Raw genomic sequence first — 20,271 nt, forward strand, 5'->3', positions numbered from 1 at the left:
GCAAGACTTATTGAAGGAACGCATCATGCAAGACAATGCTCTGTCACGATGGTTATCGCCGCTGATGGCATTTTGTTTATCATTTATTATCATTGCCACACTTGCACCCTTGGTGGGAATTCAGGTTGAACGTCAGCTCGACTTTTGGTTACTTTGGTTAGTGACCATGGTGATCTTGGCTTTACCTGTGTGTTACTTAGAAATTGCCTTAGCCAAGCGTTCAAAAACCACGGCATTGAATGCTTTGTCGAGTTTGACACGTGATGCCGATGCTTCTCAGACGTGGCGCCTTGTGGGATGGCTTGCTGTCGTCTTTATTCCTTTTTTAGCGGGTGGCATGTTGTCTAATGCTGCGCAATTATTAAATCAATATGCACTGGCCGATATGACATCGTCCGTGATATTTATTGCTTTGGCCGTGATTGCCATCGCGTTGTCTTTTGCCCCACGTCTGCTGACCTTAGCGTTAACGGCAGTCGGTGTGCTGATTTCCTTAGTGTTTGCAAACCTCTCTGGTACAGGAACTGCTGAGTGGCAGGTGACACCTGTTGAATTTTCAGAATGGGGCAGTGCAACAGTATTGGCTTTGGTGGCAAGCGGTTTAGGACTCGGCCTGTACTGGCAGAACAGTTTGGCACAAGTTCAACAGCAAGATGCTGCAACCAAGACTGTTTTACCGATTTGGATTGCACAAATTTTGGCGGTGGTTGCTTTTGCATTTTTTGCAGTCCAAGCGGCATTACCTGCGTATGCAATTGCTTTAACTGCGGTTGCAGCAGCGGCCGTGTTGTTACAGATGGCACGTGAGCAGTTGGCACAGCGCCAGTTAAATATTGTGATTCAGTGGCTCGTATTGCTAGCTGCAATGTTGGTGTGGTTGATTCCAGCCACTGGCCCGATTTTTAACATCTTACTGATACTGTGGGGCTTAGTGATTTGTTTGATTTATGCCATTTTTGCGGGTTGGATTATGAAAATTAGCCATTTACGTAAGTCGATGAACTTTAGTAATGAAGCTTTTTATAATATTTGGCGCATTGCCGTGCGTGTGGTATTACCTGTTTCTATCGTATTGGCAATTGTAGCCGTACTTGGAAAATTGATCTAATGCGCATGCTTCAACAAGTCTGGGTTGCTTATGCAACAGCAGACCAGCAGTTTCATATTAGTGTGCCGTTTTCTGAAGGAATGACGGCACAAGATGCGATTCAACTGAGTGGTATAGGTTCGCAGGTTGAATTGCCTGAGCCTTTACAATTGGGCATCTTTGGTGTCCGCTTGAAAGATCTTCAACAGGTTTTGCAAGTAGGGGATCGTGTTGAAATTTATCGTCCTTTGAGCATTAACCCTAAAGATATTAGAAGGATACGTGCACAAAATAATCCTGTGGGTCGCTTTGCAAAAGGCAATCGCTTAAAACAATCGAAATGATATGAAAAACCCCTCAGTTGAGGGGTTTCTTTTTTAGAATAAGGCTTTATAGTGGGGGCGCGTTTAGAATCGCTTCTTTCGATGCTGGTAAGCCCGGCTGAGATGCAGGAATGGTTTCTAAGCCTTCAATTTTTTGGACAATACCGTTTGGGTCGAAATAGACTTTCAGGTGTTGACCTTGTGCAGCAGGAATCTTGGCTTTTTTAGCATACGTTCCTGGGGTATAATTGTAGATGTAGTCCCAACGTAGCGGATTCATTGGATCTGAAACTGTCGGGCTGCCAAGCAAAAAGCGAACTTGTTGATGGCTCATGCCAACTTGTATTTTTGACGCTTGTGCTTGAGTTAATGGCGTACCTTGAGGAATATCAACTTTATAAACGCCCAAGGTCGAACAGCCTGCGAGCAGTGAAGTGACGAATAACGCCAACATGATTTTTTGCATTTTGCTACACTATCCCAAATTAATTATGATGCAATTGAGCCACGGATAGATCATACTGCATCTACACTTTGTTGCATATTCTAACTTTAAATTTGTTGAGAGACCTTTTTACATGCCAATTTCAAATCAAGATCTACGCAAAGCTGGACTTAAAGTTACACTTCCACGAATTAAAATATTAGAACTACTAGAAAATTCAAAGCAACACCATTTAAGTGCGGAAGATATTTATAAGACTTTACTTGAACAAGGTGAAGATGTCGGTTTAGCAACTGTTTACCGCGTGTTAACGCAGTTTGAAGCAGCGGGCATTATTCAGCGCCATCACTTTGAAAATAACCATTCTGTTTTCGAAATCATGCAAGACGATCATCATGATCATATCGTTTGTCAAAACTGCAACAAAGTGGTTGAGTTTAGCAACGAAGTAATTGAGCATGAGCAGCACGAAGTTGCTGAAAAGCATGGCTTTACTTTAACAGGTCACTCACTCAACCTATATGGTTACTGTGATGCTGCTGAGTGCCAAGAAGCACTGCGTAAAAAGTAATAATTTAGATCTAAAAAAGGGCTTCATGAGAAGCCCTTTTTTATTGTTTAAAGAAATGCTTAAGCTTGTCCGTCAAACGTGATGTTTGCACTGGCATGTAATAGACGATCACCGCCTTCTTCAGATAACTTGATTTGTAAGCGTAAGTCGTTTGGAGAGTCGGCGTGTTTCAGCGCATCTTTATAGGTAATCTGCTTAGCTTTGTACAAATCGAATAAGGCTTGGTCAAAGGTTTGCATACCGAGTTCACGAGAACGCTTCATCAGGTCTTTAATTTCGTGGATTTCACCTTTACGGATCAAATCGGAAATTAACGGTGAGTTAATCAAAATCTCAATTGCAGCGCGACGTGAATTACCGTCAGGTGTTGGAATTAACTGCTGAGCAACCATCGCTTTAAGGTTTAAAGACAAGTCCATAAACAATTGGCTATGACGGTCTGCTTCAAAGAAGTGAATAATACGGTCAATGGCTTGGTTGGCGTTGTTGGCGTGCAGCGTTGCAAATACCAAGTGACCTGTTTCTGCAAAGGCAATCGCATAATCCATGGTTTCACGGGAACGAATCTCACCAATCAGGATCACATCGGGTGCTTGACGTAAGGTGTTTTTCAAAGCCACTTCAAAGGAGTCAGTATCAATGCCCACTTCACGCTGGGTAATGATACAGCCTGCATGTTCATGAATAAATTCAATTGGGTCTTCAATGGTAATGATATGGCCTTTCGAGTTTTGGTTGCGGTAACCAATGATCGAAGCCAAAGAAGTCGATTTACCCGTACCTGTTGCTCCCACAAAGATGATGATGCCACGTTTTGTCATGGCCAACTCTTTGAGCACAGGCGGGAGTTTTAACTCGTCCATGGTTGGAATTTGCGTCTCAATCCGACGCAAAACCATACCTGGCATATCACGCTGTTGAAAGGCACTGACACGAAAACGTGCCGTTTTATCCCGATTCATAATCGCGAAGTTGCACTCATGTGTATCTGCAAATTCTTTACGCTGCTTTTCACTCATAATCGAGTTGAGCAGTTGCCCCGCGACATCACCCGTCAGCTTGCCCTTAGCCACAGGCACAATTTGACCGTTAATTTTCATGGAGGGTTCAACATCAGCGGTGATAAATAAATCTGACGCTTTTTGTTGAATCATATAATTGAGTAAGTCGTTAAAATCCATATCTATACCCCAAATCCATTGTTTTCTTATAAGAAGGTTTCAGGTTGCTTGGCAGCTGTACGGGCAGTTTGTGGACTGATCACCCCTTTGGTAACCAAGTTTTTCAAACTTTGATCCAGTGTGGTCATACCGTAGTTTGCACCAGTTTGAATAGCAGAATACATCTGTGCCACTTTGTTTTCACGAATTAAGTTACGAATGGCAGGAATACCAATCATGATTTCATGCGCGGCAACACGGCCACCGCCATTTTTCTTGAGTAAGGTTTGAGAAATCACGGCTTGTAGCGATTCAGATAACATGGCACGAACCATGTCTTTTTCTTCAGCAGGGAATACGTCAATCACACGGTCAATGGTTTTTGCCGCAGAGGTGGTATGTAGTGTACCGAAGACCAAGTGACCCGTTTCAGCGGCAGTGAGCGCCAAACGAATGGTTTCAAGATCACGCATCTCACCCACGAGGATAATATCGGGGTCTTCACGGAGTGCAGAACGCAACGCTTCGTTAAAACCATGTGTATCACGGTGTACTTCACGTTGGTTGATCAAGCATTTTTTTGACTGGTGTACAAATTCGATTGGGTCTTCAACCGTTAAGATGTGATCATAGCGGTTATCGTTAATATAATCGATCATTGCAGCCAACGTGGTAGATTTACCAGAACCAGTAGGCCCCGTCACTAAAACTAAACCACGTGGCAATTCACACAACTCTTTAAAGGTTTGTCCTAAACCTAAGTCTTCCATGGTCAGGACTTTAGACGGAATGGTACGGAATACTGCACCTGCACCGCGGTTTTGGTTGAATGCGTTCACACGAAAACGAGCAATGCTTGGAACTTCAAAGGAAAAGTCTGTTTCTAGTTTTTCTTCGAAATCACGACGTTGTTTGTCATTCATGATGTCATAGACTAGTTTATGCACTTCTTTGTGTTCTAAAGCTGGTAAATTGATACGACGAACTTCACCATCGACACGAATCATCGGTGGCATACCTGCAGATAAGTGTAAATCTGATGCCCCGTTCTTAGCCGAAAAGGCTAGTAATTCTGTGATATCCATTATTTCCCCGAGTTCATTTAAATGCTAATTATTTTGATAGAATAATAAGGCTTTCAATCAACTTAACCAACAGTTTGTTGAAAGGCAAAGCAAAAAAGATGACCGAAATGAGACCCTCGTCAATGAATATCTTGCAAAATTCACGTCAATACGTGTTATCCCAAATTCAACAGGCCTGCGAAATTTCAGGTCGTGACGTGGAGTCTGTAGAACTTTTGGCGGTTTCTAAAACACATCCGAGCGAAGTGTTACGAGACATGTACGCTTGTGGTCAACGCGCCTTTGGTGAGAACTACCTACAAGAGGCTTTGCAGAAGATAGAGGCGCTACAGAATTTAGACATTGAATGGCACTTTATTGGGCATGTACAACGCAATAAAACCAAACATTTGGCTGAACAGTTTGCATGGGTGCATGGAGTTGATCGTTTAATTATTGCAGAGCGTTTATCGGCGCAGCGTCTGATAACACAACCACCATTAAATCTTTGTCTACAGGTCAATATCGATGGTCAAGACAGCAAAGATGGCTGCCAACCTGATGAAGTTGCTGAGTTGGTAAAAAGTATCAGTCAGTTGCCTCACATCAAACTGCGTGGGTTGATGGTGATTCCTGCACCGAACAATACTCAAGCCTTTAAGGCGGCGAAAGTGTTATTTGACCAAGTAAAAGAGCTGCATGTTCACCCTGAAGACTGGGATACCTTAAGCATGGGTATGTCAGGCGATATGGTCGATGCAATTGCAGCTGGGTCGACTATGGTTCGCGTTGGAACTGCCTTGTTCGGGGCGAGAGATTATTCACAGCATTAAGTTTAAATAGGGCTTCTTGAGCTTGAAGGCCGCGAGAAGTGCTTAATTTACAATTATATAAAACTAATAGGCTGCTGAAAAAATAGGCTTAATTTAAACTCATGAATTGAACCGTCTATAGATTAGACAGATGAACCCTGAAAAATGATTGCCTGACAACGATAAAAATTGTATTTAGGATGAAGCCAAAATGAAAAAACTCTATTTATTTATCTCCCTGCTTCTGAGCTTATTTGTAGCAGCTTGTAGCAGTACAAATACTAAAATGAGCGAGATGAGTGCGGAATCTACGGTTCAGAATGCTCAGGTCGCTAAAAGTGAAAAATTAGGCACCAAGTGGGGCGATGAGATTAGTTCAAACGTCACGGAAGTCAATTTAAAACGCTTATCCAGCAGTCCAATTGCTGAATCACAAGTTCGCTATGCCAGTAAAAAATACGTGGGGAAAGCCGTGAACAGCCTGTCATTGGCTGCTGGAAAAATTAGCTTTTCGATTGTAGATGATGCACAGCGTCCACTGCCTTTATTTCGAGATGGTCAGCAGTATTATTTATCTGGCAAAGATGGACAAAGCTATCAACTCAAATACAAAAACCACAGCAATAGCACATTTGAAGTGGTTGCCAGTGTCGATGGTTTAGATGTTATTGATGGACGTGCAGCATCACGCAGCAATTCAGGTTATGTGCTTCGTCCACAGGGGGAGTTGATTATTGAAGGCTTCCGTAAGAGTGACTCTGCGGTGGCTTCCTTTACCTTTAGTCGACCTGAAGATGCCTATGCTGCAAACTCAGATCATGGTTCCATCCAAAATACAGGTGTGATTGGTACAGTGATTTATCCGCTACAGTCTGTAGCGGCTACAGACAAAGCCGCAGATGTATCTAAATATGCACCTCCACCAAAAGCATTCCCAGCGGATTAAAGCATTTGTTTAGATTTTACAGGGAGCACTTACATTAAGTAGGATGCTCCCTTTATTTTTAACCGAGAGATGGTGCCTTAAAAACAGATCAAACTTTGACTTTCAAGAATCTGAAATTATCCGACCACCTCAATGGTACTGGCACCTGCGCCCAAAGCTTTAACTTGGATTTGGACGGGAATACGTTCATGCATTTCTTGGATGTGTGAAATCAGCACGACTTTACGTCCTTGGTTTTGCAGTTGATCGAGAGCATTCATGACCATGTGCAGGGAAGATGCATCTAAAGTCCCAAAACCTTCATCAATAAATAGAGATTCGATTTTCATTGAGCCTGAGGCCATATTGGCAATGGCAAGAGATAGGGCAAGTGCGGTCAGGAAAGACTCGCCCCCAGAAAGTGATGCAACGGAGCGGGTTTCGCCATCCATGTCATGATCAATAATGGCCAGACTCAGCGAATGTTCTAAACGCTTTAAGGTATAACGCTGTGAGAGTTGGTTGAGCTGTTGGTTGGCATGTTCCAGTAAAATATCGAGATTATATTGCTGCGCATAATCACGGAATTTTTTGCCTGTAGCATCTCCCATCAGACCTGAAATTTTCCCCCAACGGTGTTCTTCCTGTTGTATGGCTTGAATCTGATCTGCAAATTGCTTTTGTTTGGCGACATTTTGCTGATGCAACTCAAGTTTGAGTTTGAGTTGATCGCGTATTTCAAGTTGTGTTTGCAGTGCGACTTGATGCTCCTGCATTTGCTGTTGTAACTGTGCTGGGTCAATCTCAGGTTGCTGGCCCAGATGTTCAATCAACTGCTCTTGCATGGTTTTCAATGCAGCATGTGCTTCATTTACTAGGCGTTCTGCATGCTGTAATTTCTGACGAATGTGTTGTTCCTGAGCCGAGTTAATTTGAGCCAGTGCATCTAAATCAGGCTTATGGAAATCAGGGTGCGCATTGAGCCAGTGCTGAAGGGTATTTTCTACTTGGCTGGCACTGGTCTGATTCTGCTGCAACTGGGCTTTGAGCTGTTCTAGCTGATTTTTTTCCTGTTCGAATTGATGGCGCAATTGCTCAAAATGCTGTTTCAGTTGTTGATAATGGCTTTGCGTCTGTTGGCGATGTTGATCGTGCTGGATGAGCCACTCATTGGCTTTGATGTCAGTTAAGCCAGTCATTTGTTGGATCAATTGATTGGCTATTTCTGTATTTTGCTGTCCTTTTCGTTTGATTTCATTGAGCTGCTCGTTGGTTTCAGTGATGTGCCTACTGGTATTTTCGATATTCAGTTGATTGGTCTTGAACTGTTGTGTGGTTTGTTCGCATTGCTGACGCCATTGTTCCAACTGTTCCAGTTGTTGTGAACGGGTATTTAGACGTATCAAGATTTGCTGAGCGGTTTGAGTGGTCTGCTGTTGCCAAGCTGTTTTTTCATCTTCAGGTAAACACTGCACGATATGCTGAACTTGGTTGTGCAAACCATTCGCTGTTTGTAGTAAATGTTCAATCTGTTGAATATTTTGGATGCATTGTTGCTGGGTTTTAATATTGTGTTGGAACTGCTCAGACTGTTGTTGGAGTTGTTGCAAATCCAACTGATATTGCTGAGCCATTTGCATGAATAGACTCTTCAACTCCAATGCCGTTAGGGTGAAGTCGAGTGCCATATTTGCTGTTTGACTGTGCTCGATTAACACGTGTTGCAAAGTACTAATTTTTTCAGAAAGTTGCTGAATTAGAGTTTGGCGTTGTTCTATTTCAGTATTCAGTTTAGTCAGCTGTTGCTGCGCGCACTGCCAGTCATCAAAGCAATTCTGTTCTTTTAGCGTTGCCTGTTGTTCCTGCTGTTGTTGAAGCTCAAACAGGGCCTTGGAGAGCGCAGTATCTTCCACTTTATAAGGATGTGAGGTACTGCCACAGACTAAACAGGGTTCGCCGTCTTGGAGTGCCGAGCGTAAATCTTCGATATTTTCAGCATGTAAAAGTCGTTGTTGTTGCAAAACCTGTTGCAGTTGGATGCGTTCACTTTTTGCAGCCTGAAAGGCTTGTTCAGCTTGTCGGCTATTGTGTTGCACGGCTTGAAGCTGTGTTTTGGCGTTGTCGAGCTGTACTTGCTGTTCTGTAGATTCAGCCTGTAAGTCAAAAAACTGCTGAAGTTTTTGCTCAATCAGCTCGAATTGACTGAGCTGATTGATTTTCAACTCGCGTTGCTGCTGTGTCTGCGCAACTTTGATTTCAAGCTGTTCGATCGTCCCGAACTGTTGTATCGACTGCTGTAATTGTTCTTTTTCTGATGCTAGCCGATGTTCCGTTTGAGCACGTGGCCCGAGTTGATGTTCAATTTTTTGATATTGATGAATGAACTGTTCTAGCTGTTGAGTATGGGCGCTGAGACCTTTGTCTAAGCTTGTAAACTGTTGTGAGCTTTCCAGTTGCTGCTTACACTCTGTTTGCTGTCGATCAATATGTTGAATCTGCTGTTCAAGCTTTTGCTGCTGCTGAGTTAGGGGTAGCTTAGACTGCTCTAAAGCCTGCAATTTTTCCTGAACTTTCTTAAACTCAGCCCCAATAAAATCCCGTTCTTGAATACATTTACGTACCTCATTTAATGCATCATGATGGGTACGTTCAAACTGTTGTAGTTCATTCACTGCCATTTCAGCTTGCGTGAATTGGGCTTTTTCGCTTTCAAATGTAAGCTGTAAATGATCGAACAGTTGTTGCTGTTGTTGAATACGGGGCGTCAGTTGCTGCACCGTTTGCTGTAACTGTTGTCGCTGGAAGACCACAGCACGAATTTCAGAAAAGATCTCCAAACGAGCCAAGTGTTCGCGCTCAGGAGCTAAATCTTGTTGTAACTTGCTTTGCGTATCGAAGAGTTGTTGTTTGCTAATGATTTCACTGTCGAGTTTATGTTTGCGTTCAAACCATTGTTGTTGTTTTTCTAGTTGCGACTTTTGAGCTTCAAGCTGTTTATAATCCCTGTCACACTGCTGAAACTGTATCGATAATGCTGTGACTTGTTCATCAGTTAACAGTTCAATATGACCCAGTACATTTTCCAGTTCTTTGCGCTGCGTGGCGACAGATTTGGTTTTCTCATAAGCCAGTTGACCAATTTTCCCAAAAATAGCGGAATTGGTTAGATATTCCAGCAACTCACCGCGTTCATTGTCCCGTGCTTTTAAAAAAACGGTGACCTCAGATTGGGCCAATAAAACGGCACGAGTAAATTGTTCAAAACTGAGCTGAGTGATGCGTTTGATATTTTCATCGACGGCTTTGGCTTTATCCGCAACCACAACACCATCGGTGACACATTTTAAAGAGCGCTGCACACTTTGCAGTTTACCATCGGTTTTTTCCCGCGAACGTTTTAATTCCCAACGTGCAATATAGCGTTTTTGGTCTTGTGCAATAAAGCAAAGCTCGGCATAACCATGTGCAGTGCCACGACGCAGTACGGTCAATGGAGAGTTGGTGAGCAGCTCCGAGCCATCGACATCTTGAAGTTTCCCATCACTGTCTTTTAGCCGTGGAATACGGTTAAACAGGGCCAAACACATGGCATCTAAAATGGTGGATTTACCTGCGCCTGTTTTCCCCACAATGGCAATCAGACCTGCACTGGCTAAGGGATCACTTTCAAAATCAATCAAATGTTCGCCAGAAAGTGAAGCAAGGTTTTTAATTCGAATCGATAAAATATTCATACTAAACCTTTAAGCCTCGTGTTCATCTGCAAGGGATTGTTCTGCTTCACGCATTAAGCTTATAAAGTCGTTCAACACTTCTGCATCATTGTGATAACCCTGTTTTTCCCAAATTTGCTGAAACAGTTTTTCTGGTGTAGGTGGTTCTAAACTCACTTTAGTGGGTGCATTGGGGTCTTGCTCGGTCGCTAAGTATTGACGTGAAATACGGACTAAACGATAACGGTCTTTGGGTAGAGCCTCTTCGAATTGTTGTCTTAAATTGGGCTGCGGTGGAACAGCAGTATGGTATTCAATATCGACATATTCACGTTGATCAATCTCTGGGATAGCGCCTTGAGGCAATGCTTGCAGCTTTTCCAGTACCTCATTTAATTCACCGCGTATTTTATGCAGTTGAATGCTTCGTGGTATCGCTAAAACATTCAATTGAAAACGGGAGGAATTGTTTTGTGTGGGATCAAGTGTCACTTCAATAACTTGATGTTTATAGTTAATTTCACTAAAAGATAGTGGAATTGGGGAGCCACTATAGCGGATATGCTCTTCACCGACTTTTTGCGGTTTATGCAAATGTCCGAGTGCCACATAGTCAATGATTTCATCAAATAATGCTGTTGAGAGTGCTTCTTCATTACCAATTACAATGGGCCGTTCCGAGTCGGAGGTTTCACCGCCTTGCATATGTGCATGAGACATTAAAATCAGGGCTTGATCCGCTGTTTTACGAGCTTTGGCCTCGGCAATCAGTTGTTGATGCAAATAGGCAATCGCGTTTTGACTATTGGTAGTATGTTCATTAAAGCCTGTAATTTCAGCAGGACGTAAAAAAGGTAGGCTCAGACACCATGCCACAATATTTTGTTGCTCATCTAAAATCGGCACCAATAAGTGCTCAAGATCGATCTGCTGTTGGCTATTTTTATGAATCACTCCTACCGCTTTGGCATTGTATTTGGCCAGTAACGGTTCAACTTGTTCAATGCGGTAGCCTGAGTCATGGTTGCCTGCAATCATCAGAGTTTGCATATGCGGTGCACGAACATGTACATCTGCTAAAAATTGATAGAGTTGCTTTTGTGCGCTAGACGCTGGGTTGATGACATCGAAAATGTCTCCTGCAATCAAAAGCGCATGCGGCTGTCTTACACTGATTTGCTCCAGTAGCCATGCTAAAAACTGTTCATGTTCATACTGACGGGAATGGTTATAAAAAAACTGTCCCAAATGCCAATCAGATGTATGAAAAAAACGAACAGCCATAGTTACCCCAAGCTCAAAGCGCAATAGAGCTATAAGCTAACATAAATCAAAATTATTCAATGGATAATTGTCGCTACGACGGCAATCTCTGACCTGACAGTTAGGTTTAGATTGGTAAGTTAAACTGCACAGAGAAATCAGTAAGTGTTTATGTGAAAAAGAAAGCGATGGATTTATTTGATTAACACTATAGTAAAAAGATAAATTATGATTAAAAAATGTTCTTTTAATGGGGTATTATGTAATTCTGTGAAATTGTATATCGTGTTGTAGTCATAGAAGAAATGTGAAGATTGATCACGGATTCAATTTTGAGACTTTATAAGAATGATTTATGAAGAATGTCTAAAAAATAAGTCATGTATTGAGTAGGACAGGGTATAAGGAGAACGTAACTATGTCTGATTCTATTTTCAATTCGCCCCGTATTGTCAATGATCTGGTGTATAAGACGCTGATTGAATCAACACTTGCTATTCCTTGGAGTATTGATTGGGAAACCAAAACGTTTAGTTATATTGGCCCACAAATTGAAAAAGTGCTGGGTTGGACGCAAGACTCGTGGAGAACAGTCGAAGATTGGGCGATGCGAATGCATGAAAATGATCGTGCATGGGTGGTTGATTTTTGTGTGGCGCAGTCGATTTCGGGGGTTGATCATGAGGCGGATTATCGCGCACTAACCATCAATGGAGAATATATTTGGATTCGCGATGTGGTGCATGTGGTGCGCAAACCCGATGGGGAAGTCGATAGTTTGGTCGGATTTATGTTCGATATTTCGGAGCGTAAAAAACAGGAACAAGAGCTAGAAACACTGAAAAAGCAACTGGAAGAATATTCGTATCAAGATGGTCTAACGGGGATTGCCAACCGCCGCTTCTTTGAAGATAGCTACCAACGCGAATGGCTCAATGCACAGCGTGAACAGCAACCACTGACTCTCATGTTACTAGACATCGATTATTTTAAACAATATAACGATTATAATGGCCATATTCTCGGTGATGCTTGCTTGAAACAAATTGCACAATTACTGAAAAAAAGTGTCTCACGACCACGTGATTTGGTGGCGCGTTTTGGTGGGGAAGAGTTTGTTTTGATATTACCCGATACCTCACAAGCGTCTGCAATTGAAGTAGTGGAGCGTATTTTACAGAGTATTCGAACTGCTGATATTTGCCATAGCTCATCGCCATTGGATCAGCGTTTATCGGTCAGTTTAGGGGTGAAAACCATTATCCCAACCCAGAAAAATGACAAAATGGCTTTCTTAAAAGAAGTCGATCAGAATCTGTATTTGGCCAAAGAGCAGGGGCGTAATGGTTATGTCATTCAGGATGCAGAAGACGTCCAGCACTTAAACTCATATTAAATTTTTAGGGGCTTCTTCATCTATTGAGGTGGGGGAGCACTGAAAAAATCAGGACTACAAAAAATAAAGACCGACGATTCGAGTGATGATGAAATCGTCGGTCAAAGAAAACTGCTTCACGCTTAAATGTCGGCTGCTGACAACATTTAAATTTGGAGCCAATCTTATTGCTCTAGGAAAGGTCACCGTACGTATTGTGGATGCCGGTACAATGTTGACGGTTGCTGCGACCTTGTACCCTATTTAACGCACATCAACTTCGATTGGTTGACATGAAAATGAAAAAAAAATGATTTTTTTTTATAATGATTTTTTGGTTGGGTTTAAAGTAGCGCTATGGTTTCGCTAACACGATATTTTCTCTGGTTTTTTTTCATATGTTTTGTCTTTAGTTGTGTCTGTGGTGTACTCGCTGCACTACTTCCGACAGGGATGGGAGCGGTATTAACGGCTGTACCTTATTTGGTGGCCATGATTTGGGTTTTACTTAAATTTATTAAGCAACAACGCCGTGCGCCAACCCAAGCAGAACGGAAAAAATTCACTTTAGGTTTTAGTCTGATTTTTTGGAGTTATAACTTTGCCTTTCTTATGTTGGGGGTATTTATTTTTGCGCAGGGTGATGCCGAAGTTTGGCAAAACTTTATGCTCTACGTCCAACAACCGCAATTTATCAGTATGGTGGTGATTCTGATTTTATTGATCGCGATTCCGCTGTATGTGCTGACTTATTGGTTTTATGGCAAACAAGCGGAGCGTATGGCGGCAAAAATGATCGATCAATCGTAAAGCTTTCTTCTAAATGCTATAGTTTGAGCAAAAGCATCATTTGAGGCCACGCTATGCAAAAAGAACGTGTATTGGTGACAGGAGCGAGTGGCTTTATTGGTTCAAACTTGCTCGATTATTTATTAGAAAAAGATTATGACGTGATCGGCTTAAGTCGACAGAAGAATCTGCCTAAAATTCACCCGCATTTGACTTGGATTCGAGCTTTAGAAGAACTCAAGCATGATCGCATTGATTATGTGGTGAATTTGGCTGGCGAAAGTATTGCTCAGGGGCGGTGGACAGATGCCCGCAAACAAAAGCTGATCGCCAGTCGCGTTGAAATGACGACGATGCTCTATCAATATCTCGCTAAAAGAAAGATTCAACCGAAATGTATTATTTCGGGTTCGGCAGTGGGCTATTACGGTATTGATCCGACTGAACAATGGTCAGAGTGTTGTAATGAGCAGTCAGCGTCGCAGTCTATTTTTATGTCAGAGTTGTGTCAAAAATGGGAACAATCTGCACGGCAAGACCCGTCGCAGAATACCAAAATTATTCGTTTAGGCGTGGTCTTTGGACGTGGGGCCGGCATTTTGCCGCAAATGTTGTTTCCGATCAAAATGAACTTATGTGGGCGTATCGGTTCGGGTCGGCAACCTGTGGTCTGGGTGCATATTCAAGATGTGCTGCGAGCGATTGAGTTTCTAATGCTGCATGAAACCACTGCACAAGTCTTTAATGTCGTCAGTCCAGAAAAAGTCACCCAGTCAGCATTTGCACAAACCGCAGCGCAAATACTGAAACGTAGACCTGTACTTTGTTTACCCGCTTTTGTGCTGAAGTTACTTTTAGGCGAGCAGTCTCAACTGGTGTTGAATGGTCAGTTTGTTCGCCCCGAAGCATTGAAAGCACAGGGGTTTGAGTTCAAATATCCCACTTTAAAAGAAGCCTTGATCCACATTATTCAACCGCAAAATTTACCCAAATAGCGTTTGATCAAGCAAAGCTTACTAAACGCTCAGGGCTATAGGCACTGGCGTCAACCGTTAAGTTTTGGCCTAACATCAATTCGCGTAGCAGTCGTGCAGATGCAGGCCCCATACATAGACCATTTCTATAGTGACCGAAGTTTGTCCAGAGATTGACTATTTCAGGGAAGGGGCCGATATAAGGAACACCCGTTGGTGAACTTGGGCGTAGACCTGCCCAATGTTTCACAATTGGGAAATCTGCCAGCTCAGGCACCATATCCAAACAGGCTTTATAAATATTTTGCTGGGTCTGTAGAGAAGGGCGTTGGTCAAAACCGACATCCGCCATGCTTGAACCACAAACGATATGACCATCCAAACGTGGAATCAGATACATAACCTGATTCATACACATGGTTGGTAGCCAGTTTTCAGGGGTTTTAAACAGTAACATTTGCCCTTGTACGGGGTTCACTGGAATGCTGCACTGGAGTTGTTCGGACCAATGTTGTGACCATGCACCTGTCGCAATCACCACATGATCTGCCGAATAGCTCTGACCATCAGCAGTTTTTATCCCTTGAACTTGCTGATTGACTATGTCAAAGGTATGTACCCACGCTTGCTCATGAAAGGTGACTTGTGGCTGCCGTTTGAGATATTCCACAATCGACTTGAGCAGTCGAGGATTACGGACGTTGGCCAATTGCGGAAAATGGATAGCTTGTTGAAAGCGCGTCGAAATGCGGGAATTGACCTGTTCCAGTTGCTCAAGTTGCAAAAGCTCACAATGCTGCATCGGTTCTTGGTGTTGATCTTTATAATTTAGGCCAATGTCAAAATCAGCTTCATCAAAAATCAGCATACCTGTTTCGTGGATTTCAAAATCTATCCCCGAAACCGGACTAATTTTTTCATTCCATGCTTGATACATGCTTTTGCCATATTTGGCGAGGTCATTGACACTTTGTGGATAGCGCCATGGGTACATCGGGGAAAGAATCCCTCCACCTGCCCATGAAGCCGCTTGTCCCGCTTGCTGTTGGTCAAAAATCTCAACCGAACAACCATGTTCAATCAGCTCAAGCGCTGTCAGTAAACCACTGATTCCTGCGCCAATGATGGCAATATGCATTGCAACTCAATCCTTCTAAACAGGCTTTTATTTCATGTCTTTTAGTTTTAATGCAGCTTCTTCTGCAAAATAGGTCCAGATGCCATCTGCACCCGCGCGGCGGCAGCTCATTAGTGATTCAATAATCACGTTGTCCGATAACCAGCCGTTTTGGATGGCCGCTGCGAGCATGGCATATTCACCGCTGACTTGGTAAACGAAAGTCGGCACGCCGAAGTTGTCTTTGACTTCACGGACAATGTCCAAATACGGCATACCCGGTTTCACAATCACCATGTCAGCCCCTTCTTGAATATCAAGGGCAATTTCATGTAATGCTTCTGCGCGGTTGCCTACATCCATTTGATAGTTGTATTTGTTGCCACCTTTAAGATTGCTGGATGAACCGACCGCATCACGGAAAGGGCCATAGAAGCTCGACGCGTATTTTGCTGAATAGGCCATGATTGAGGTGTAGATATGACCATTGGCTTCAAAGGCTTGACGAATCGCACCGATACGACCATCCATCATGTCACTTGGCGCAAAGACATCTGCTCCAGCTTCAGCGTGGCTTAAGCCTTGTTTGATCAGTGCTTCAACGGTTTCGTCATTGAGTACATAACCTGTGTCATCAATGATGCCGTCTTGACCATGCGTGGTATACGGGTCAAGTGCGCCATCGGTAATCAGCACCATTTCAGGTAATTCTTTTTTGAGCAGACGTAGCGTGTTTTGAACCACACCATCTTCACGCCATGCTGCTTCGGCAGTTAAGCTTTTATCTTCTTGGGGAGTCACTGGAAATAGCGCCAGTTTCGATACGCCAAGTTCAAGTAAACGTTCTGCTTTTTTTAAGAGTAAGTCTGCAGATAGACGCTGCACCTTCGGCATACTGGGAATGTCTTGCGTTTGGTTTTGTCCCGGCAGTACAAATACTGGATAGATAAGATGATCTGTCGTTAAATGGGTCTCGCGAACCATAGAGCGCAGATGTTCATTTTTACGAATACGGCGCATGCGAGTAGCGGGGAAGGCGGGACGATTGAACGTATAGGTCATACAAATCTCGATAATCGGTATTAAACTAGGTCAGTATTGTAGACCTATCTTATGGCTTTGGGCACATATTGAGGGGTTTTTATTGTTTTAAGAGTGAAGCAGATTGTTATGAGTAGTGGTGAAAAAAGCTGGACGGGCAGCATACACTTAGGAGCAAAAGTGGATATTGATGTGGTTTTTGAGCAGTTGGTTAAGGCTTTTAATGCGTCGCCATTTTTTAAGCACAACACCATGACCATGCGAGTCGTTGACGGGAAAATTGAAGCCTATATCGATATGCAAGATTACTTAATTGGCAATGTCGCGTTCCAAATTTTACATGGGGGCGTGGCTGCAACGGTTTTAGACAGTATTGGTGGCATTGTAGCGATGGGGGAGCTGTATAAAAAAGCGGAACCTGACACGATTGCGGACACCATTAAAAAAGTATCCCGTTTAGCTACAGTCGATATGCGGGTCGATTATCTCGCGCCGGGACGTGGAAAATACTTTATTGCCCGTGCTGAAACTCTAAGATTGGGGCGTAAAGGCTGCACGATGCGCATGACCATGGTCAATGACGAAGGCAAATCGATTGCAACAGCGATTGCTTCTTATGCTTATTAGTTTTAAATTAATTAAGCCTTTAATATTCAAGTGAAATTTATAGCATCCAATAGGAAGTTGGATGCTGAAAACTAAAATAGACTGAGCAGTTACAATTTATTTTCTCAAAATGTGATTATTTGCTCTTAGAATGCATCAAATTTTATTGTGACTTTCTCATCGACACCAATGCAGACAATACTTGTCTGATGTCCCTTTCGTAGGGATGATGCCGGCTGACCAAGTCTGTTAGATTTAGGAAAAATCAATGACAGATGCCCCAAATACACTGCCAGATACTGATCCAGCCGATCAAATCAATGATCAAGCACTGAAAGCTAAACGTAAGAAAAGCTTAGGTTTCGTGGCTGTGATCCTGATCATTGCTGCCATTTTATTCTTGATTTGGAAACTGTTCTTTAACCATTCGGTTTCAACTGATAATGCTTATGTGGGGGCGGAAACGGCCTCGATTACTTCTATGGTGACTGGCCAAGTTGAAAAAGTGTTGGTCAGTGACACGCAAACTGTAAAGAAAGGCGATGTGCTGGTTTTGGTCGATCATCGTGATGCTGAAATTGCTGTAGCGCAAGCTCAGGCCGAATTACTTAAAGCACAGCGCCAGTATAAACAAAGTGCGGCCAACAGCAGCTCTCTAAACTCGCAAGTCTTTGTGAGTGATGACGCCATTCATAGTGCTGAAGCACAAGTGGCTAAAGCCAAAGCGGAGTTAGATAAAGCGCAAGATGACTTGAATCGTCGTCAGCAGTTGAGTGCGACAGGCGCGATTTCTAAAGAAGAATTAAGCACGGCACAAGCTGCTTTAAATAATGCGCAAGCAGGCTATAACTTAGCGCAAGCGGGTTGGGCGCAGGCTAAATCCAGTCAGAAAGCTGCGCAAAGTAACTTGGCTGCAAATGAAGCTTTAATTCAAGGCAGTAATGAAAATTCGACCCCGGATGTTTTGGTCGCTCAAGCAAAACTAAAACAAGCCTTGCTTGATTTAGAACGTACTGAAATTAAAGCACCATTTGATGGGGTAGTGACGAGCCGAAAAATTCAAGTTGGACAGCGTGTGGCGCCAGGTTCTGTGCTCATGGTGGTGGTTCCAATTTCACAGTTATATGTCGATGCAAACTTTAAAGAAAGTCAGCTTGAAAATGTACGCCCAGGGCAAAAAGCAGTTTTAACCTCAGACCTCTATGGTGACTCAGTTGAGTTCCATGGCACGGTCTTGGGCTTTTCTGGTGGAACAGGCTCAGCCTTCGCACTGATTCCTGCACAAAATGCTACAGGCAACTGGATTAAAGTGGTACAGCGTTTGCCTGTACGTATTCAACTCGACCCAAAAGAGTTGGCTGAACATCCTTTACGTGTTGGCTTGTCGATGGAAGCTCAAATCGATTTGAAATCGAAGTAGTTGCACATGAATAGCTATGTTCCCTATGGTGACTTAAAGGGTGGTCGCCTGATGTTGGCGGCTTTCGTCCTTGCATTGGCCAACTTTATGGTCGTGCTGGACATGACGATTGCCAATGTTTCTGTGCCTCATATTACGGGAAGCCTTGCAGTATCGAGTTCGCAAGGGACATGGGTGATTACCTCTTATGCCGTGGCTGAAGCGATTTGTGTTCCCTTAACAGGCTGGCTTGCAGGCCGTTTTGGAGGGGTAAGGGTTTTTACCTTAAGTCTGATTGGCTTCACCATATTTTCGGTACTGTGTGGTTTATCGACCAGTTTAGAAATGCTGGTCTTCTGCCGAATTGGCCAAGGTTTATTTGGTGGCCCGATCATGCCGCTCAGTCAGATGTTACTGATGCGGATTTTCCCTCCAGAAAAGCAATCCCAAGCGATGGGCATGTGGGCAATGACGACGGTGGTTGGCCCGATTCTTGGTCCGATTTTAGGGGGAACCATCAGTGACAACATGTCTTGGCACTGGATTTTCTTTATTAATATTCCCGTCGGTATAGCGTGTGCTTTTGCTGCGATGCGTCTACTTAAACCTGCGGAAACAGCAACGGCCAAACTCAAAATTGATCGCGGTGGATTGATCCTCCTGATTTTATGGATTGGGGCATTACAGCTCATGCTCGATTTGGGGCATGAACGCGACTGGTTTAATAGCCCTGCGATCGTGGTACTGGCTTTAACGGCTGTGATTGGTTTGGTGATTTTTACCATTTGGGAGCTGACCGAACGGCATCCAGTGGTGAATATTCAGATCTTTAGATACCGTAGTTTCACGATTTCTGTCTTGGCACTGGCCTTTGGCTTTGGTGCATTTTTCGGCAGTATTGTACTGATTCCGCAGTGGTTACAGATCAATTTGGGCTATACCGCAACTTGGGCAGGCTATTTAACGGCAACCATGGGTTTTGGCAGTTTAGCTATGTCACCCATTGTGGCGAAATTGGCAACCAAATATGACCAACGTGCACTGGCCAGTTTTGGTTTGAGCATCTTGGGTGGGGTGACTTTGATGCGCTCGTTCTGGACCACAGATGCTGACTTTTTTGCATTGGCACTGCCGCAAATCTTGCAGGGCTTTGCTGTACCATTTTTCTTTATCCCATTATCAAATATGGCGCTGTCATCGGTATTGCCGCATGAAATGGCATCAGCCGCAGGTTTAATGAACTTCTTAAGAACTATGGCAGGGGCGATAGGCGCCTCTATTGCTGTCACTATTTGGGACGACCATACCAAAGTTGCACGTAGCGAAATGGTCGGCAGTTTGCATACAGATCAAACCCAGTCGGTGTTGATGCAGCAGGGAATGAGCGCGGAAGGTGCATTAGGCTATATTTCTAGTCTGGTGGATAAAGAAGCGTTGACCTTGTCGGCAAACTATATTTTCCTGATCTTGGCCTTGGTGTTCCTATTTGCAGCATCTATTATTTGGCTCTGCCCTAAACCTAAAATAGGGGCAGGCGGTGGCGGGCATGCGCATTAAGGTAATAAAAAACCGCTTTCTTGAAGCGGTTTTTTATTATGCAATTTTAT

Annotated in this window: 18 protein-coding genes; 11 read left to right on the forward strand and 7 right to left on the reverse strand. The window is 43.4% G+C overall.

Going from position 1 to position 20,271, the window contains the following annotated elements; all coding sequences use genetic code 11:
- Positions 1 to 25: 25 nt before the first annotated feature.
- Both PTT44_RS10650 and PTT44_RS10655 read left to right on the forward strand, forming a co-directional pair.
- Entirely contained in the window at positions 26 to 1,108 is a 1,083-nt protein-coding gene (locus PTT44_RS10650; protein ID WP_168158564.1) for a hypothetical protein, read from the forward strand.
- Positions 1,108 to 1,431, forward strand: coding sequence for an RnfH family protein (locus PTT44_RS10655; protein ID WP_104222298.1), 324 nt, complete (start codon positions 1,108 to 1,110; stop codon positions 1,429 to 1,431). Before PTT44_RS10650 ends, PTT44_RS10655 begins: the two co-directional genes overlap by 1 nt.
- 46 nt (positions 1,432 to 1,477) lie before the next feature.
- On the opposite strand, the gene PTT44_RS10660 is transcribed toward PTT44_RS10655, so the two are convergent.
- Positions 1,478 to 1,876 (reverse strand): outer membrane protein assembly factor BamE, encoded by a 399-nt coding sequence (locus tag PTT44_RS10660; RefSeq protein ID WP_004694868.1) that lies wholly within the window; start codon positions 1,874 to 1,876, stop codon positions 1,478 to 1,480.
- 112 nt (positions 1,877 to 1,988) lie between these two features.
- On the opposite strand from PTT44_RS10660, the gene fur reads away from it, so the two are divergent.
- Positions 1,989 to 2,426 (forward strand): ferric iron uptake transcriptional regulator, encoded by a 438-nt coding sequence (fur, locus tag PTT44_RS10665; protein ID WP_004694866.1) that lies wholly within the window; start codon positions 1,989 to 1,991, stop codon positions 2,424 to 2,426.
- 59 nt (positions 2,427 to 2,485) lie between these two features.
- Here the strand turns inward: fur and PTT44_RS10670 are convergent, their stop codons facing one another.
- Both PTT44_RS10670 and PTT44_RS10675 read right to left on the reverse strand, forming a co-directional pair.
- Positions 2,486 to 3,607, reverse strand: a complete 1,122-nt coding sequence (locus PTT44_RS10670) for a PilT/PilU family type 4a pilus ATPase (RefSeq protein ID WP_168158563.1) — start codon at positions 3,605 to 3,607, stop codon at positions 2,486 to 2,488.
- A gap of 26 nt (positions 3,608 to 3,633) precedes the next feature.
- Entirely contained in the window at positions 3,634 to 4,671 is a 1,038-nt protein-coding gene (locus PTT44_RS10675; RefSeq protein WP_004694862.1) for a type IV pilus twitching motility protein PilT, read from the reverse strand.
- A gap of 122 nt (positions 4,672 to 4,793) precedes the next feature.
- Between PTT44_RS10675 and PTT44_RS10680 the strand changes: the two genes are divergently transcribed.
- Together PTT44_RS10680 and PTT44_RS10685 are read left to right on the forward strand one after the other, a co-directional pair.
- Positions 4,794 to 5,483: a YggS family pyridoxal phosphate-dependent enzyme gene (locus tag PTT44_RS10680; RefSeq protein ID WP_168158562.1), complete on the forward strand. Its 690-nt coding sequence runs from the start codon at positions 4,794 to 4,796 to the stop codon at positions 5,481 to 5,483.
- Between the two features lie 190 nt (positions 5,484 to 5,673).
- Positions 5,674 to 6,408: a hypothetical protein gene (locus tag PTT44_RS10685; protein ID WP_168158561.1), complete on the forward strand. Its 735-nt coding sequence runs from the start codon at positions 5,674 to 5,676 to the stop codon at positions 6,406 to 6,408.
- A gap of 116 nt (positions 6,409 to 6,524) precedes the next feature.
- Here the strand turns inward: PTT44_RS10685 and PTT44_RS10690 are convergent, their stop codons facing one another.
- Together PTT44_RS10690 and PTT44_RS10695 are read right to left on the reverse strand one after the other, a co-directional pair.
- On the reverse strand, positions 6,525 to 10,121 hold the full coding sequence (locus PTT44_RS10690) for an AAA family ATPase (protein WP_168158560.1): 3,597 nt from the start codon (positions 10,119 to 10,121) through the stop codon (positions 6,525 to 6,527).
- 9 nt (positions 10,122 to 10,130) lie between these two features.
- A complete protein-coding gene (locus PTT44_RS10695; protein WP_168158559.1) occupies positions 10,131 to 11,384 on the reverse strand; it encodes an exonuclease SbcCD subunit D in 1,254 nt (417 codons plus the stop codon).
- A 397-nt stretch (positions 11,385 to 11,781) separates the two neighbouring features.
- Here PTT44_RS10695 and PTT44_RS10700 point away from each other — a divergent pair, with 397 nt between their 5' ends.
- The 3 genes from PTT44_RS10700 to PTT44_RS10710 all read left to right on the forward strand — a co-directional run bounded on the left by PTT44_RS10700 (position 11,782) and on the right by PTT44_RS10710 (position 14,522).
- Positions 11,782 to 12,759 (forward strand): GGDEF domain-containing protein, encoded by a 978-nt coding sequence (locus PTT44_RS10700; RefSeq protein WP_168158558.1) that lies wholly within the window; start codon positions 11,782 to 11,784, stop codon positions 12,757 to 12,759.
- 336 nt (positions 12,760 to 13,095) lie between these two features.
- Positions 13,096 to 13,548, forward strand: a complete 453-nt coding sequence (locus PTT44_RS10705) for an ABZJ_00895 family protein (protein WP_168158557.1) — start codon at positions 13,096 to 13,098, stop codon at positions 13,546 to 13,548.
- A 53-nt stretch (positions 13,549 to 13,601) separates the two neighbouring features.
- Entirely contained in the window at positions 13,602 to 14,522 is a 921-nt protein-coding gene (locus tag PTT44_RS10710) for a TIGR01777 family oxidoreductase (protein WP_168158556.1), read from the forward strand.
- Positions 14,523 to 14,529: 7 nt separating this feature from the next.
- Here the strand turns inward: PTT44_RS10710 and thiO are convergent, their stop codons facing one another.
- Both thiO and hemB read right to left on the reverse strand, forming a co-directional pair.
- The gene (thiO, locus tag PTT44_RS10715; protein WP_168158555.1) at positions 14,530 to 15,639 is read right to left on the reverse strand and encodes a glycine oxidase ThiO; all 1,110 of its coding nucleotides are present in this window, start codon (positions 15,637 to 15,639) and stop codon (positions 14,530 to 14,532) included.
- 27 nt (positions 15,640 to 15,666) lie between these two features.
- Positions 15,667 to 16,680, reverse strand: coding sequence for a porphobilinogen synthase (gene hemB, locus PTT44_RS10720; protein WP_168158554.1), 1,014 nt, complete (start codon positions 16,678 to 16,680; stop codon positions 15,667 to 15,669).
- Positions 16,681 to 16,788: 108 nt separating this feature from the next.
- Here hemB and PTT44_RS10725 point away from each other — a divergent pair, with 108 nt between their 5' ends.
- The 3 genes from PTT44_RS10725 (at position 16,789) to PTT44_RS10735 (ending at position 20,221) form a co-directional block, all read left to right on the forward strand.
- Positions 16,789 to 17,286, forward strand: coding sequence for a thioesterase family protein (locus PTT44_RS10725; RefSeq protein WP_058952291.1), 498 nt, complete (start codon positions 16,789 to 16,791; stop codon positions 17,284 to 17,286).
- A 247-nt stretch (positions 17,287 to 17,533) separates the two neighbouring features.
- Complete coding sequence (locus PTT44_RS10730; protein WP_168158553.1) at positions 17,534 to 18,685, forward strand: HlyD family secretion protein; 1,152 nt, start codon at positions 17,534 to 17,536, stop codon at positions 18,683 to 18,685.
- Positions 18,686 to 18,691: 6 nt separating this feature from the next.
- Entirely contained in the window at positions 18,692 to 20,221 is a 1,530-nt protein-coding gene (locus PTT44_RS10735; RefSeq protein ID WP_004984332.1) for a DHA2 family efflux MFS transporter permease subunit, read from the forward strand.
- Positions 20,222 to 20,271: the final 50 nt, after the last annotated feature.

The organism is Acinetobacter sp. Gutcm_16, assembly GCF_028649355.1.
Classification (GTDB): Bacteria; Pseudomonadota; Gammaproteobacteria; order Pseudomonadales; family Moraxellaceae; genus Acinetobacter; species Acinetobacter johnsonii.

What these genes read in the sequence shown, in the direction of transcription:
- PTT44_RS10650 (WP_168158564.1), top strand. Translation starts at nt 26, where the DNA reads ATGCAAGACAATGCTCTGTCACGATGGTTATCGCCGCTGATGGCATTT.
- PTT44_RS10655 (WP_104222298.1), top strand. Translation starts at nt 1,108, where the DNA reads ATGCGCATGCTTCAACAAGTCTGGGTTGCTTATGCAACAGCAGACCAG.
- PTT44_RS10660 (WP_004694868.1), bottom strand. Translation starts at nt 1,876, where the DNA reads ATGCAAAAAATCATGTTGGCGTTATTCGTCACTTCACTGCTCGCAGGC.
- fur (WP_004694866.1), top strand. Translation starts at nt 1,989, where the DNA reads ATGCCAATTTCAAATCAAGATCTACGCAAAGCTGGACTTAAAGTTACA.
- PTT44_RS10670 (WP_168158563.1), bottom strand. Translation starts at nt 3,607, where the DNA reads ATGGATTTTAACGACTTACTCAATTATATGATTCAACAAAAAGCGTCA.
- PTT44_RS10675 (WP_004694862.1), bottom strand. Translation starts at nt 4,671, where the DNA reads ATGGATATCACAGAATTACTAGCCTTTTCGGCTAAGAACGGGGCATCA.
- PTT44_RS10680 (WP_168158562.1), top strand. Translation starts at nt 4,794, where the DNA reads ATGAATATCTTGCAAAATTCACGTCAATACGTGTTATCCCAAATTCAA.
- PTT44_RS10685 (WP_168158561.1), top strand. Translation starts at nt 5,674, where the DNA reads ATGAAAAAACTCTATTTATTTATCTCCCTGCTTCTGAGCTTATTTGTA.
- PTT44_RS10690 (WP_168158560.1), bottom strand. Translation starts at nt 10,121, where the DNA reads ATGAATATTTTATCGATTCGAATTAAAAACCTTGCTTCACTTTCTGGC.
- PTT44_RS10695 (WP_168158559.1), bottom strand. Translation starts at nt 11,384, where the DNA reads ATGGCTGTTCGTTTTTTTCATACATCTGATTGGCATTTGGGACAGTTT.
- PTT44_RS10700 (WP_168158558.1), top strand. Translation starts at nt 11,782, where the DNA reads ATGTCTGATTCTATTTTCAATTCGCCCCGTATTGTCAATGATCTGGTG.
- PTT44_RS10705 (WP_168158557.1), top strand. Translation starts at nt 13,096, where the DNA reads ATGGTTTCGCTAACACGATATTTTCTCTGGTTTTTTTTCATATGTTTT.
- PTT44_RS10710 (WP_168158556.1), top strand. Translation starts at nt 13,602, where the DNA reads ATGCAAAAAGAACGTGTATTGGTGACAGGAGCGAGTGGCTTTATTGGT.
- thiO (WP_168158555.1), bottom strand. Translation starts at nt 15,639, where the DNA reads ATGCATATTGCCATCATTGGCGCAGGAATCAGTGGTTTACTGACAGCG.
- hemB (WP_168158554.1), bottom strand. Translation starts at nt 16,680, where the DNA reads ATGACCTATACGTTCAATCGTCCCGCCTTCCCCGCTACTCGCATGCGC.
- PTT44_RS10725 (WP_058952291.1), top strand. Translation starts at nt 16,789, where the DNA reads ATGAGTAGTGGTGAAAAAAGCTGGACGGGCAGCATACACTTAGGAGCA.
- PTT44_RS10730 (WP_168158553.1), top strand. Translation starts at nt 17,534, where the DNA reads ATGACAGATGCCCCAAATACACTGCCAGATACTGATCCAGCCGATCAA.
- PTT44_RS10735 (WP_004984332.1), top strand. Translation starts at nt 18,692, where the DNA reads ATGAATAGCTATGTTCCCTATGGTGACTTAAAGGGTGGTCGCCTGATG.